The sequence below is a fragment of the Thalassotalea montiporae genome, from assembly GCF_053485855.1.
Genome location: NZ_JBQRUO010000001.1, coordinates 1,313,506 through 1,328,255, shown reverse-complemented (window position 1 = coordinate 1,328,255; position 14,750 = coordinate 1,313,506). Strand labels below are relative to the sequence as shown.

Genomic DNA, 14,750 nt, shown 5'->3' with positions numbered 1-14,750 from the left:
TTAAGCCTCGTGCTTAGCTAGCAAATCGACTAAATCTTGCTCAGTTAATACCGTTACACCCAAATCTTGTGCCTTGGTCAATTTTGAGCCAGCCTTTTCACCTGCAACAAGATAATGCGTTTTAGCAGAAACACTACCAGAAACCTTTGCACCCAAGGCCTGAAGTTTTGCTTTAGCCTCATTTCGCCCCATTTGCGACAAGGTGCCAGTCAAGACAAAAATTTGGTCGGTAAGTGGCTGCTCATCTGCCGATTTAACGGCTATTGCTGGCCAAGTTACACCTGCATTTAGCAACTTTTCAATAACCGCTAAGTTCGTTTCTTGAGCAAAGAAAGTTGCGATGTTATTGGCAACCACTTCACCAACATCAGATACCGATTGCAAAGACTCTCGGTTAGCCTGCTGCACCGCTTCTAATGTTAGATAGTGATTAGCTAGGTTCGCAGCCGTCGCTTCGCCGACTTCACGAATACCTAACGCATAAATAAATTTAGCAAGCGTGGTCTTTTTCGCTGTTTCCAATGAAGCAACGAGTTTCTCTGCTGACTTCTTGCCCATACGTTCTAAGCTGCTAATTTGTAGTTCGTTTAAATCAAATAAGTCAGCAGGGGTTGCAATCAGGTTTTCGTCTACCAACTGCTCAACTAGCTTGTCACCTAAACCATCCACATCGAATGCTTTACGCGAAGCAAAATGTTTGATCGCCTCTTTGCGCTGAGCACCGCAAATTAAGCCACCAGTACAACGCAGCACCGCTTCACCTTCAGGTTTAGTGACCGGAGAGTCGCACACAGGGCAAGTGTTTGGGAACACTACTGGCGTGGCATCATCTGGGCGGCGATCAACAACCACGCTAACCACTTGCGGTATTACATCGCCCGCACGTCGAATGACCACTGTATCGCCTTTTTGTAGTCCTAAGCGATCAATTTCATCTTGATTGTGTAAGGTCGCATTACTTACCGTTACCCCACCAACAAATACTGGCTTTAAGCGAGCTACCGGCGTAATTGCGCCAGTGCGCCCTACTTGAAACTCAACATCTTCAAGTAATGTAATTTCCTCTTGGGCTGGGAATTTATAAGCAGTTGCCCAGCGCGGTGCTCTAGCAACGAAACCTAGTTGCTGTTGCAGCGCAATATCATCAACCTTTAATACTGTGCCATCAATTTCATAGCTTAAAGCGTCGCGTTTATTAAGAATATCCTGATAAAACGCCTCGCATTCGCTAGCATTGGCTAAGAACTTCACCTCTGGACACATTGGCATACCAACCGTTTTAAGCTGGTTTAAACGAGCGAAATGAGAGTCAGCTAACCAATCTTGACCTTCATCGCTGACATAACCAATACCATAGGCATAAAAAGCAAGGTTACGCTGTGCGGCAATTTTAGAGTCTAGCTGACGTAGGCTACCAGCAGCGGCATTACGCGGGTTAGCAAATACCTTTTCACCTTTCGCTTTGGCGCGCTCATTAAGCTGCTCAAAGCTGGCTTTGGGCATGAATACTTCACCACGCACTTCCAACACCGCTGGATAATCAGTGCCCATCAGCTTTAAGGGAATTGATTTAATCGTGCGAATATTTTCCGTGATATTTTCACCTGTTGTCCCGTCTCCTCGCGTTGCCGCTTGTACGAGCACACCTTGCTCGTAACGTAAACTAACCGCTAGGCCATCAAGTTTAGGCTCTGCACAAAACGCTAGTGTTTTACTGCTTGCCAATCGGTCATTGATACGGGTAACAAAAGCCTGCCACTCTTCTTGGGAGAAGACGTTATCAAGCGATAGCATAGGTAATTGATGAGTCACTTGCGTAAAGGCTTTTAGCGCCTCTCCACCTACCTTTTGCGACGGTGAATCAATACTTTTTAGCGCCGGAAATTCTGTTTCGATAGCAATAAGTTCGCGCATTAGTCGATCGTACTCGGCATCAGGCACCGAAGGCTGATCTAGCACGTAGTATTCGTGATTATATTGGCGGAGTTGCTCGGAAATTTTTTCCACTTGCTGCTGTGCAGTTTCTAGTGACATATTCAATTCTATTCTTTGGTATAAGCGTGGTGAAAAAAGCCTCCAACTGGAGGCTTTTTATTTTCTAACTCATTCTATTAACTTTGCGCAATACGCTGTTTGCGGTCGAACTCTCTGATTTTACTCAAGTAATGCTGTTCAGTTTGCTTGGTCATCGCGCTGCGCTTGTCATCAAGGATCTGACCATTAAACTCTTGTGCAAGCTGTTTAGCGGCCGCTAACATTTGTTCAAATACTTCAAATGGATCACCCGCATTGGGCAAGGTCATAAACATGCTGACCCCTTGCGTCGTAAAGTTTTCCATATTGTCTAAATCAAAGGTGCCAGGGTTCATCATATTCGCAAGGCTAAAGGTAACTTTTCCGTTGCCTGCACTGTCTTGATGGCGGTGGAAAATGTTCATATCACCGTACTTCATACCCAGTGTCAGCAGGCTTGGCAATAATGCAGCACCAGACATTAATTGCCCTTGCGGCATTACCACAGATAACACAATAACTTCTGTTTCAATTTCTGGTTGCTCGAGCTCTGGCGTATTGTCAGACGCTTCAACTTCGTCAATTGGCTGAGCGCCGAAGGTTGGCTCTTTGCGATCACCCGCATCTGCAGTGTCAATGCTGTCATCAAAATTTAGCTCAATTTGGTTTTTCTTGAGCGCCGCACCGCTAGGTGCCTTGGCAACATTGGCAGCAGAAGCAGGTGTGGTAACTTTCGGTTTAGCTTGAGTGACCGGAGTTTGGTAAACGCTAGGCTCAGATTCTAGAACCAGCTCTTCGGCCGCTGGTGCTGCTTTTTCTTCCTCTGGCAACTCAGGAGCAACAGTTTGTTCAGCAATATCCACCGGCAAAGGTTCATCATTGTATGCCGGTGCAGGCGCTGGCTGATTAGGAATTTCTTCGTCTGCTGGCGGGTGTTCAATTTCGCCAGTTAGCGCAGAATCGGCAACAACTCTCGCCTCGCTTACGCCATCTTGATCGAACCCTTTGCCATCAAAGTCGCGCGACATCGGCTCAACTTTGGTGTCACTTGTTTTTAACTTATACGGATTTTTGTTTTTGCGAATAGTCCACAAACCGTGGATAAAAATGGCGGCAATTACAATTGCACTGATAATGATTAATGCGTTTCGAAAATTATCTTCCATCATCGAGCCTGTTTATTATGATACTTCTGCCATGGCGATTGCTTCATCTATGTCTACTGAGACCATGCGAGACACACCGGGTTCCATCATGGTTACCCCCGTAAGATGAGAAGCCATCTCCATCGCGATTTTATTATGACTGATATATATAAATTGCACAGTTTTAGACATTTCACCAACCAGATTACAAAAACGCTCAACATTGGCGTCGTCTAGCGGTGCGTCTACTTCATCCAGCATACAAAATGGCGCTGGTGTCAGTCGGAAAATGGCGAACACTAATGATAATGCCGTTAGCGCCTTTTCTCCACCTGAGAGCAAATGAATTGTACTATTTTTTTTGCCAGGAGGACGCGCCATAATGGTCACGCCAGTATCAAGCAAATCATCTGACGTTAATGCCAAATAGGCTTGCCCGCCGCCAAACACTTTTGGGAACAGTGCAGAAAATCCGTGGTTAATCTGCTCAAAAGTGGTTTTAAACTTCTGCCGACTTTCTTTATCAATCTTTGCTATTGCAGATTCTAACGTGGCAACTGCTTGAGTTAAATCCTCAATTTGTAAATCTATTTGATTTTTTCGCGTTTGTTGCAGTTGAAACTCATCAATCGCTGCTAAATTAACCGCTCCAAGCTCTCCGAGCTGGCGTTGCACTTGTTTTAGCTGTTGCTGATAACTAGTAAGTGAACCTGTTGGCTCACCAAACACTTGCTGTTGATTAAGCTCTTTCAACTCGCTTAGTGATTCTTTTGCAGCGTTTAATTCAAAAACAAGTTGCTCTTTTTTCAACGCTTGTTGATGAGCCGTATCGTTGTGCTGGTTAACTTTTGTCTCCAATTGGGCAATTTGCTGCGCTAGCTGCGACTTCTTAGCCTTGCTTTCATCCAATTGTAATTCAGCACTAGCAAGTTTTACTTTGGCTTTTTCCACACTTTCGTTGGCAGTAACGACTTGTTGCTCAAGCGCTGCCGTTTTGGGCAATTGTGCTAATTCTTGTTGATAGTGACCTAACTGATCATCCGTACTATGGCGCTGCTCACTGGTGTGTGCCAATTGCAATTCACTTTGTCGAAGGCTTAACGAGTGCTGTTGGTGTTGAAGCTGCAACTGCTGCAATTGTTGCTGCGCATCATTGAGTGCTTGTTGCTTCGCATGTTTTTGCGCAACTAGCGCAGCTAGCTGCTCTTGCAGCGTCCGTAAAGCTTGTTCACTTTGCTCGATAGCTTCGGCGCTTAGCGCTTCACTAGCTTGCCCTGCTTTGCTTTTTTCTAATGTTGAAATAGCACTTTGTTGTTCTAGCGTTAGCGCACCAAGCTCTTGAGAAACCTGAGCTAACTGGCGATTTCGTTGATCAACTTGTGATTGAGCAAAGTCATACTCGCTTTGCGCTTTTTGTAGCGCTAATTTTTGCTCAGCAAGCTGATTAGCAACAATGGTGTTTTGCTGTGCAAGTGACTGTTGCTGACCTTGTAGCTGTTTCAGTTTTTCTGACTGTGCATCAACAATTGGCGATAGCTCAGCCATTTGCTGGTTAAGCTCATCATACTCGCATTGCAAGGCTAAGCGGTTAATGCCTTGTGAAGCTCGACCTTTTGACAATATCGCCTTTGACCACATGGTGCCATCAGTGCTAATGATGTATTGCTCATCTGTTAGCGTATCCACTGACGCTAACATGGCTTGTAGCGAGGCTTCATCTTCTGCGACTTTAACTTGGTTGAGCAAAGGCACGAACCCGAGTTGAGTCGTTACTTTACTGGCTAGACAGCCAATATTGGCATGTTGGTCGAGGTTTTCTTGGTTAATTAACCAAAATCGTTCAGCAGTTTTTTTCTCATTGTTTTGAGAACTGTTTCGAGAATTGTTTTTAGAATCGCCTGCGCCGCTCTCTAGCGAATTCGAAATATTAGCTGATATAAGCTGGTAGTCATTAGCGCTAAGTAAATAAGCGTCCAACCATTGGCCGAGTACTTTATCTACAGCGGCCTGCCAATTTTTATCAACTGAAATCGCCTCGCGATAACTATTAAATTCAGTGATGCCTTGCGCCGTAAGCCAGTGCTCACATTCGCTTTGCCACTCTTCTTTTACCGCAAGTTGCTTGGTTAATTGTGCCAATTGCAGGTTGAAAGACAATTGCAATTGCTTGTTGTCAGCTAAGGCTAGCTCAGCTTGTTTAATATCCAGTTCAAGCAGCTTGTCACTTTGGGCTTTCGCGTTTAATTGAGCTTGGCTGTTAGTAATTTGGTCTTTTAATCGCTTAATTTGCTCTGTTAGCGCGCTCAGGTCTGCTAGTGGCTGTTCATTAAGCTCTTTGAATTGTAGTTGCTTTGCTTCTAATTGAGCAGTTAACTTAGCCAATAGTTCTTGGCTCGCCAGTTGAGCTTGTTGCTGCGCCAAACGCTGTTCTTGAACGGCTAGGCGCTCTCGGCTTTGCGTTTGCACAAGCTGTTCTTGTGATGCCACTTGCTGTTCAAGGCTCAACAGCTCAGCTTTAGCGCTAACAAGTGCTTGCTCTGCCGCTAATGTTTGTGGGGCAAGTGCCGCTAGTTTTTCCTGCCAGCTAGCAATTTCTTGATGGTACTGTTCGCTTTTGGCGACAATATCTTGCTGCTTTTGCAGATAACGGGCGACTTGCTTTTCATTATTACTCAATAAATGCTGAGCGGTGGCGAGTTCTTGCTGGTAACGACTGTGTTCTTGATTTGTACTGGTTAACGTATGTTGAGCGTCGCTAAGTGTTTTGTAATCTTGCTCTATCGCTTGTTCTTGTATTGATAGGGCAAGTTTGTGTTCACCTAGTGCGTTTTTCGCCTCTGCCATGTGCAGGTTTAACTCAGCAATCACGGTATTGAGCTTATCTAGCTGCTTTTGTGCAGATTGATATTTTACCGTTGCAATAATCGATTTCAGTTCACGTTCTTGTGCTTTTAACTTGCGATATTGGCCTGCTTGCTGCGCTTGCTGATCTAAAACATTTAGGTGAATGCCAATCTCTTGACTGATATCGGCAAGGCGCGACAGATTATCGCTGGTATGGCCGAGTTTTAGTTCGGTTTCACGGCGGCGCTCCTTGTATTTTGAAACGCCTGCGGCTTCTTCCACAAAAACGCGTAACTCTTGAGGTTTCGACTCGATCAGCCGAGAAATCATGCCTTGTTCAATAATCGCGTAGCTTTTTGGACCAAGGCCTGAGCCAAGAAACACGTCGGTAATGTCTTTTTTTCGACACTTACTGCCATTTAGGTAGTAAAGATTTTGGCCATCGCGATTTACCGTGCGTCTGATCGCCACTTCATTTCGCTCTGCAAGATTAGCCGCCAGATGAAAATTATTGGTAGGTAAGTCCTGCGTGCCTTCGCCCTGTGTTTCAAAAATGAGTTCAACACTCGCCTGCCCTATAGGTTTTCGCTCAGCTGAGCCATTAAAGATGACGTCAGTCATCGCATCGCCACGCAGATTTTTAGCTGAGCTTTCGCCAAGTACCCAACGTACAGCGTCGATAATATTTGATTTACCACAACCGTTAGGGCCAACGATCGCAGTCATTTGATGAGGAAAAGGAACTTTTGTGACATCGACAAACGATTTAAAACCAGCAAGTTTGATTTGTTTTAAACGCATATCTGGGTGAAATTAAGGCGATGCCGAGTTGTTCTTGTTATAGGTGCAATTTATCAAATTTTGTCATACTTTGTCACACCTAATTGCGCTTAAAGGTGGTCTTAGCCCTTGGCTCGCAATGAAATTTTCTTATAATCGGAAATATCACATTTATCACTGCGGCACTTTGCCCGTATGACACATTAAAGGCACATATGTTAGCAAACAGCGGTTCCGGCTATTTTTTTCAAGGTTTTAACTTGATTAACTCCAAAGGGTTAAGGCGTTTTGTATTAATTCCCCTAGCCGTCAACTTGGTCATTTTTGGGATCACTTTTTATTGGCTACTGCTGCAACTCAATGATTACATCTCACAATTATTAGGCTGGCTACCAGAGGCGTTAGCTTGGCTAGAGTATATGGTGTGGCCAGTTGCTGTTGTCGCAATTTTAATCGGCTTTTCCTTTATTTTTAGCGCTATTGCTAACTGGCTCGCAGCGCCTTTTAATGGCCTACTCGCCGAAAAAGTAGAAGCAAAATTAACGGGGCAGCAAGATAACAGCGGTGGCCTATCAGATGTGTTTAAAGATATTCCCCGAACGCTCAGCCGAGAGTGGTGCAAATTGCGTTATTATCTGCCACGCGCTATTGGCTTTTTTATTATCATGTGGATTCTGCCGTTCATTGGGCAAATAATTTGGTTTTTGTTTGTTTCATGGATGATGGCGGTTCAATACTTAGACTACCCATTCGATAATCACAAAATTAACTTTGAGTTAATGCGTGGCCGTCTCAATGAGCATAAAGGTCAAAGCTACAGTTTCGGCATAACAACGGCGCTGTTTTCAATGATCCCTTTTGTTAATTTAATTGTCATGCCGGTGGCAATTTGCGGTGCTACCGCACTATGGGTTGATCACCATAAACAAGAAATGAAGGCGCAAGTTAACACCCGTGACACGCAAATGTAAAAAGGAAGTCGCAACGAGAATTCTTTTTCATTTCAGCTATTTTGCCCAAAAAGGTTGACCCTTATATCGCTAACTTTTACAGTTAAATAAAAGTGATGGAGCAATTTTTGATGAAAGCTAAATTAACCGTTGGCGCCTTGTTAGCAATATGTCCTCTGGCTTGGGCTAGCGCGCAAAACACGGATGCAAATTCTACTGAACTACAAACTGCAGAAACACCTGTAGAGCAAGTAGCAAACGAGCCACAAGCCGTTGAAGAAAAAATGATTGATTTAGCGCAAGAATCAAAAGAGCAAGAGGCTCCATCTGATAGCTCTGTGCCTCCTACTGAAGAAACGACTGAAGTAGCAATTGAGGTAACAGAAGAATTTGAATCCTCAGTAGCTGAAATGCCCACTGAAGTGCTCAGTGACGAAGAACAAACAGATTTATCAGCCACCTTAGATGACCTGTCGAGTGACGTTCAAGCTGAAGAAGCCACTATCGAAAGTTATGTAGACGATACACCTTACAATTTTGTTCGCCCTGTCCCTGAAGAAGGCGATGTTTTTATTCCTGTGCTCTCCGATGCAAAAGTCTTTGCGGAGTTTATCGATGAACTACCTGCTGTAGTGAATTTTTTTACGATGGCTAGCGAAGACGAAATTATTGCTTTTTACAGCGAAAACTATGGTGAGCCTGTTGAGCAAGAACGTAAGCGTGGTCGCTTAAATGTTACCTTTTACCTGCAAGATGTAGCGACGCGTGTGGTGATTTCGGAGCAAGATAATCGTCGCCAAGTGGATGTATTGCAAGAGAGTGCAGCACTGTAGCTTTAACCTATCTATAGCTAACAAGTTAAAACACGAATACACGAACAATAAAAAGCCGCAATTACTTATTTGAGTAATTGCGGCTTTTTTAGTTTCTGCCTCTGGCAATAGCTACTTTCGCAAAAGCTAATAGCTTTCTTTTGTTAAGCTTTGCGCCAAGTCGTTTTACCAGCGCTATCTTCTAGCACAATATTCATGGCTTTGAGCTTATCGCGTGCTTCATCGGCAAGCGCCCAGTTCTTATCTGCACGCGCTTGGTTACGTTGAGCGATCAAAGCTTCAATTTCGGCGACTTCGTCACTATCACCGCCACCTTGTAAAAACTCAGCAGGGTCTAGCTGTAAAATGCCAATTAAGCCACCTAAGCCTTTTAGGGTTCCAGCAAGCTCTACCGCTAATGATTGCTCACCTTGTTGCTTGGCAACGTTAAGCTGCTTTGCCAACTCAAATAACACAGCAATCGCTTGTGGCGTGTTGAAGTCGTCATCCATCGCGGCACAGAACTCCGCAACTTGTGGATGTGCCTTATCAAGCACAAACTCTGCTGGCACATCAACATCACGCAACGCAGTGTAAATTCGCTCAATAGAAGCTCGTGCTTGATCAAGATTTTCCGTCGAGTAATTTAACTGGCTACGGTATTGACCAGAAGTTAAGAAAAAGCGCGTTGTTTCAGTATCGTACTTTTCCAATACTTCACGAATGGTAAAGAAGTTGCCCAGTGACTTAGACATTTTCTCTTGGTCCACTTGTACCATACCCGTGTGAATCCAGTAGTTCACATAAGGTGTGTCTAATGCACAGCAGCTTTGAGCCACTTCATTTTCATGATGTGGGAATGACAAGTCAGAGCCGCCACCGTGAATATCAAAATGGTGACCAAGCTCTTTCGCATTCATCGCAGAACATTCAATGTGCCAGCCTGGGCGACCATTGCCCCAAGGTGATTCCCAGTATGGCTCGCCAGGTTTTGCCGACTTCCACAACACGAAATCTAGTGGGTTGTTCTTGGTTTCATCAACATCTACACGCGAGCCGGCTTGCAACTGTTCTAAATTTTGGCCACTTAATTTACCGTAATCTTTAAAACTTGAAACATCGAACAACACATCACCACTGCCAGCCACGTAGGCGTGTTTCTTGGCAACAAGTGTGTCGATCATCTCGATAATTTCGTTCATGTGTGTGGTAACACGTGGTTCGATATCTGGGCGCAGTAAATTCAAGGCATCAAAGTCTTGATACATTTCCGCGATATTACGCTCGACTAGCTCTAGCGGCTGCTCGCCATTTTCCTTCGCGCGCTTGATGATTTTATCTTCAACGTCAGTGATATTGCGCACGTAGTTAACATCGTAACCAGAAAACCTTAAGTAACGAACAATGTTGTCAAAGCCAATATAGGTTCTAGCGTGGCCAATGTGACACAAGTCGTAAACGGTAACACCACAAACGTATAACCCCACCTTGTTGGCTTCAATAGGTTTAAACACTTCTTTTTGTCGAGTTAGGGTGTTGTATATTTGCAACATTGTGTTTTGGTTTCCTTTAGTACAAACAAATTAATAAACATAACCTTGGTGGCAAGAAGCAAGCTTTTCAATTCATCATGCCTCAGCCCAGCGCGCCATTGTAACGTATCATTTATAGTCAAACCACAGCCTAGCTTAGACAAAACGAGAAAAAGCGAATTAATTACGCTACAATCTGCCAACACTTTTAAAACAGGATAAATTCATGATTACTTTTAAAACAAATTTAGGCGATATCAAAATCAAATTAGACTTTGACAACGCTCCTGTTACCGCAAAAAATTTCCAACAATACGCTGAAGACGGTTTCTACAATGGCACTATTTTTCACCGTGTAATTAAAGGCTTTATGGCGCAAGGCGGTGGTTTCGCTTCAGGTATGGACGAAAAAACAACGCGCGAGCCAATTCAAAACGAAGCAAACAATGGCCTAAGCAACAAGCGTGGCACATTAGCAATGGCACGTACGCAAGATCCACACTCAGCGTCTGCTCAGTACTTTATCAACTTAGTTGACAACGGCTTCTTAGACTTTAAGAGTGAAGACATTCAAGGCTGGGGCTACTGTGTATTTGGTGAAGTCGTTGAAGGCATGGAAGTGGTTGATAAAATGACCACAGTTGAAACAGGTCGTTTTGGCTTCCACGATGATGTGCCAAAAGATGAAATTATCGTTGAAGAAACCATCGTCGAATAATTCGATAGGTTAAGTACCTATGAGAGTGGTTAAGTTAAACACTTAGCCACTTTTTATAATTGATGAGCAGTTCAAACACCACCTCCCCCGTCAGCTACTTTATTGCTGACTTGCACCTCGCTGACAACAGGCCAGATATTACCGCTTGTTTTTTATCATTTATGCAAAACCAAGCACCTAACGCTGAAAAGCTGTTTATTTTGGGTGACTTATTCGAGTATTGGCTCGGTGACGATGACGATAGTCCTTTTGTCGAAACGATAGCAAACGCGTTAAAAACACTTAGCACACAAACGGATATTTTCTTTATCCAAGGCAATCGCGACTTTTTATTGGGCAAAGCATTTGCTAAACGCAGTGGTATGACACTGCTGCCGGATGTTGAAAAAATTTCACTTTACCAGCAAGAGCTAATTATTTTACATGGCGATACCTTATGTACTCGCGATCTTGCTTACCAAGCGTTTCGAAAGAAATCGCGCAGTTGGTGGTGGCAAGGCATTATGAAAAACTTGCCCTTGTTTTTACGCAAACGTATTGCTGAAAATTATCGCAAGAAAAGTGCCGCTTCCACTGCGATGAAATCTCAAGATATTATGGATGTCACTCAACAAGAAGTTGAACGCGTCATGGCAGATATGCAGGTTGATTTGATGATCCACGGCCATACCCATCGCCCTGATGTGCACCACTTTACCAGCAAAAATGTGGCACGCACGCGTGTTGTGTTGGGTGATTGGTACGACCAAGGTTCATGGCTTAAGTTTACCCCACAAGGGTACGAGTTACTAAACCAGCCATTTGACCGCAAATAGTTGAACAGTTAACTGTTGAACAGCAAGTAGTTAAGCACTGATAAAAGACAAAAGCCCGCGCATTGCCAAAACTGTATTTGTAATAACAACTTGCGGGCTATTAATCACTAATAAACTAGCCTTTTAGCTTCACGTTATTTACCCAACGTTTAACGCGTTTTTCCAATAGTGGCAGTGGCATCGCGCCGCCGCCCAGTACTGTATCGTGGAAGCCTTTGATGTCAAAACGCTCTTTTAGCGACTCTTTGGCATATTCACGCAGCTTTAGAATCTCTAGCATGCCAATTTTATAGGCTGTCGCTTGCCCCGGCCAAACAAGGTAACGACGCACTTCTGAAGTCACCGCATCTTCAGCAACTGGAGAGTTAGCTTTAAAGTAATCAATCGCTTGTTGCTCTGTCCACCCCTTGGCATGCAAGCCTGTATCTACCACTAACCTTACTGCGCGCCAAATCTCAGTAATCAAACGGCCAAAATCAGAGTAGTCATTTTCATAAGCACCCATCTCTTTCGCTAACAGCTCAGAGTATAGTGCCCAGCCTTCTACATAAGCGGTAAACTGCGCATTAGTGCGGAACTTTGGAATACCGGTTAGCTCTTTTGCTATAGAAATTTGCATGTGGTGACCTGGATTACCTTCGTGATAGGCAATGGCTTCCATTTCATTTTTCGGCATAGAGCGCATGTCTGAAAGGTGAGCGTAGTAAACACCGGGGCGAGAGCCGTCAGCGGTGCCTGGGAAGTAATGCTGAGCAGCGCCATCTTGCTCTCTAAAAGGTTCAACACGTTTTACCACTAAATCAGCTTTGGGCAAAATGCCGAAATAATTCGGCAATTGGCCTTTAATGTAGTCTAAGTACGCTTCGGAGTCGGTAATATAACCTTGGCGACCTTCATCAGTATTGGGGTAAAAGAACTGATCATCGGTTTTAATAAACTGGAAAAAGGCTTGTAAATCTCCTTCAAAACCAACCTTTTCTTTAATCGCTTTCATTTCACCAATTAAACGCTCAACCTCAGCTAAGCCAAGTGCATGGATCTCTTCTGCGGTTAAATCTGTGGTGGTGGAATGCATGAGGCGCATATTATAAAAATCAACGCCATTTGGCTGCTTAGCGACACCAGTGGCGATTTCATCAGCATTGGCGATATCTTTTTCAAACCAAGCAACTAAGGCTTGGTAAGCAGGTAAATAGTCATTAACGAGCACGGCTTTGGTTTTCGCTAGCAACTCTGCTGCCTGTGTTTCATCGAGCTTACCCGCTTCGGTCAATGCCTTTACTTTTGCTTTTGCATCGGCCCAAAGAGGCGCATCCTGTGCGTTTTCATCATTGCTAAAAGGTAGCCCCGTGATCACGTTTTTTGATTGTTCAATCACACCTTGGTAGGCAAACTTTGGAGGTCTAACACCATATTCAGCATGCTCTTTGGCGCGCGCAAGCAAACTTGTTAATGCGCTTGATAAGCCAACAATGCGTTTGTTGTACGCTTGCATGTCACTAACGTCTTCAACTTTATGAAAATTAATCATAAATTGGGTTAAAAACGCTTGTGCGCCATTCATTTGAGTAAAGACATAACCGTTTTTCGGAAACTCAGCCGCTTCTTTTGCTTGCTGATATTGATAAAGCCATAAGTCGTAAGACTCTTTTGCGTCATCGTCTAATTTTTCGTAATTAAACTTCCCCTTTAGTTCGTTCACACTCGCCGCTTGCCAATCCAATAACGCTTGTTCTTCTTCACGAGTCATGGCATTAAATTCGTCATAGCGATCTTTGCGGCCAAGGAAGGTCATCATTAACGGGTTCATTTGTAATTGCTGTTCGTATTTTTCATCGAACCATATATTTAGCTTTTCAGACTCCGTCATAACCGACTGAGCAATACTCGATGGATTTTCTGCGGCATTTTGGGCGATGGCTTGAGCATTTGAGTTTTCACCAGTGTTATTACTTGGTTGGCAAGCTGCCAATACGGCGACAGCACAGGCAGTGAAAATAAAGGTACGCATCTGACTTCCCTATATCGTTATTATCGTTTTATTGTTAGCTATTGATAATAGCCAACTTTTTAAACGCCTAGCAAGAAAATATAGACACTTATGCTTTGAAGAAAATCAAGCGTGATAGGTAAACCAGACTTACTACGGCTTTTTAACTATGCTTCTTTAATTTAGGCCGTTTAACTAAAAACGACACAGATCATTTTTTATTGGCAGCCAACAAGGTAAAATGCCGCCTCTTTTATTATCTGATCAAGCAACGAATTACTCTCTATGCAAGCTGAACACCAAGCATTACTTGAACCAATAAACCAGTTTTTACAGTGCTCAACACCTCAAGCGTGGATCGAAGCCGCGAAAAAGCCCGAAAATTTACCAATGGTGCTACTGGATCATCTGGTTTGTGAGTTAAAAGCTGGTCAGCAAGCGATGTACTTAATTCGCAAGTATGCCGTAGATAAAGAAAGTGGCGACGCTTTGCTTAAGTGGTTAGAACCATTTGAACGCTTAATTTATAAAAAAGAAGGCGATTGGCGCGAACTCGCCGATAAAAACAAATTATCTAAATCCGTGCTGCCTAAATCTAATTCGCCTTACGGCCAGGATTTAATCGATAAAATGGTCTTATTGATTAAAGAAGAGCTACATCATTTCTATCAAGTGCTAGAAATCATGGACGAATACAATATTGAATATCGAAGCATTACGCCTGCTCGCTATGCTAAAGGGCTAATCCGCAACGTGAAAACTTATGAGCCAGACACGTTAATCGATAAGCTCATTATTGGTGCCTATATCGAAGCGCGTTCATGTGAACGATTTGCCGCACTCGCGCCACACGTGGATAAGCGACTTAGCGATTTTTATATCTCGCTATTAAGAAGTGAAGCACGCCACTACCAAGATTATCTAGCACTTGCTAAACAAATCGCTGGCGAAGGGAATGAAGATAAAGTAGAAGAGCGAATTAAGTTCTTTGGTGAAATTGAAGCTGAATTAATTTCGTCGCCAGATACTGACTTTAAATTCCATAGTGGTGTGCCGGCGTAAAATTAACCTCTGCTACAAACAAGTTTTCCTGGTCGCTTGGCTAAACACACAGCACAGCACAGCACAGCACAGCACAGCACAGCACAGCA

At 43.7% G+C, this 14,750-nt stretch carries 10 protein-coding genes; 5 read left to right on the top strand and 5 right to left on the bottom strand.

Translation table 11 applies throughout. From position 1 onward, the window contains the following. From ligA to smc, 3 genes are all read right to left on the bottom strand, one after another. Positions 1–2,034 carry an NAD-dependent DNA ligase LigA gene (gene ligA / locus ACSLUR_RS05700; protein WP_448552606.1) on the bottom strand — a complete coding sequence of 678 codons (2,034 nt, stop codon included), beginning with the start codon at positions 2,032–2,034 and terminating at the stop codon, positions 1–3. 77 nt (positions 2,035–2,111) lie between these two features. Next, complete coding sequence (zipA, locus tag ACSLUR_RS05695; protein WP_448552604.1) at positions 2,112–3,182, bottom strand: cell division protein ZipA; 1,071 nt, start codon at positions 3,180–3,182, stop codon at positions 2,112–2,114. A gap of 12 nt (positions 3,183–3,194) precedes the next feature. Beyond that, entirely contained in the window at positions 3,195–6,803 is a 3,609-nt protein-coding gene (gene smc, locus ACSLUR_RS05690) for a chromosome segregation protein SMC (RefSeq protein ID WP_448552602.1), read from the bottom strand. A 194-nt stretch (positions 6,804–6,997) separates the two neighbouring features. Between smc and cysZ the strand changes: the two genes are divergently transcribed. Continuing rightward, complete coding sequence (cysZ, locus tag ACSLUR_RS05685) at positions 6,998–7,753, top strand: sulfate transporter CysZ (RefSeq protein ID WP_448552600.1); 756 nt, start codon at positions 6,998–7,000, stop codon at positions 7,751–7,753. A 110-nt stretch (positions 7,754–7,863) separates the two neighbouring features. Then, on the top strand, positions 7,864–8,565 hold the full coding sequence (locus tag ACSLUR_RS05680; RefSeq protein ID WP_448552598.1) for a hypothetical protein: 702 nt from the start codon (positions 7,864–7,866) through the stop codon (positions 8,563–8,565). Between the two features lie 143 nt (positions 8,566–8,708). Here the strand turns inward: ACSLUR_RS05680 and cysS are convergent, their stop codons facing one another. Beyond that, positions 8,709–10,097 carry a cysteine--tRNA ligase gene (gene cysS / locus ACSLUR_RS05675; protein WP_448552596.1) on the bottom strand — a complete coding sequence of 463 codons (1,389 nt, stop codon included), beginning with the start codon at positions 10,095–10,097 and terminating at the stop codon, positions 8,709–8,711. A 205-nt stretch (positions 10,098–10,302) separates the two neighbouring features. Between cysS and ACSLUR_RS05670 the strand changes: the two genes are divergently transcribed. Beyond that, positions 10,303–10,794 (top strand): peptidylprolyl isomerase, encoded by a 492-nt coding sequence (locus ACSLUR_RS05670; protein ID WP_115999792.1) that lies wholly within the window; start codon positions 10,303–10,305, stop codon positions 10,792–10,794. 62 nt (positions 10,795–10,856) lie between these two features. Next, positions 10,857–11,609, top strand: coding sequence for a UDP-2,3-diacylglucosamine diphosphatase (locus ACSLUR_RS05665; protein WP_448552593.1), 753 nt, complete (start codon positions 10,857–10,859; stop codon positions 11,607–11,609). Between the two features lie 115 nt (positions 11,610–11,724). On the opposite strand, the gene ACSLUR_RS05660 is transcribed toward ACSLUR_RS05665, so the two are convergent. Further along, positions 11,725–13,620, bottom strand: a complete 1,896-nt coding sequence (locus tag ACSLUR_RS05660) for a DUF885 domain-containing protein (RefSeq protein ID WP_448552591.1) — start codon at positions 13,618–13,620, stop codon at positions 11,725–11,727. Between the two features lie 264 nt (positions 13,621–13,884). On the opposite strand from ACSLUR_RS05660, the gene miaE reads away from it, so the two are divergent. Further along, a complete protein-coding gene (miaE, locus tag ACSLUR_RS05655; protein WP_115999789.1) occupies positions 13,885–14,661 on the top strand; it encodes a tRNA isopentenyl-2-thiomethyl-A-37 hydroxylase MiaE in 777 nt (258 codons plus the stop codon). The last annotated feature ends 89 nt before the right edge of the window (positions 14,662–14,750 follow it).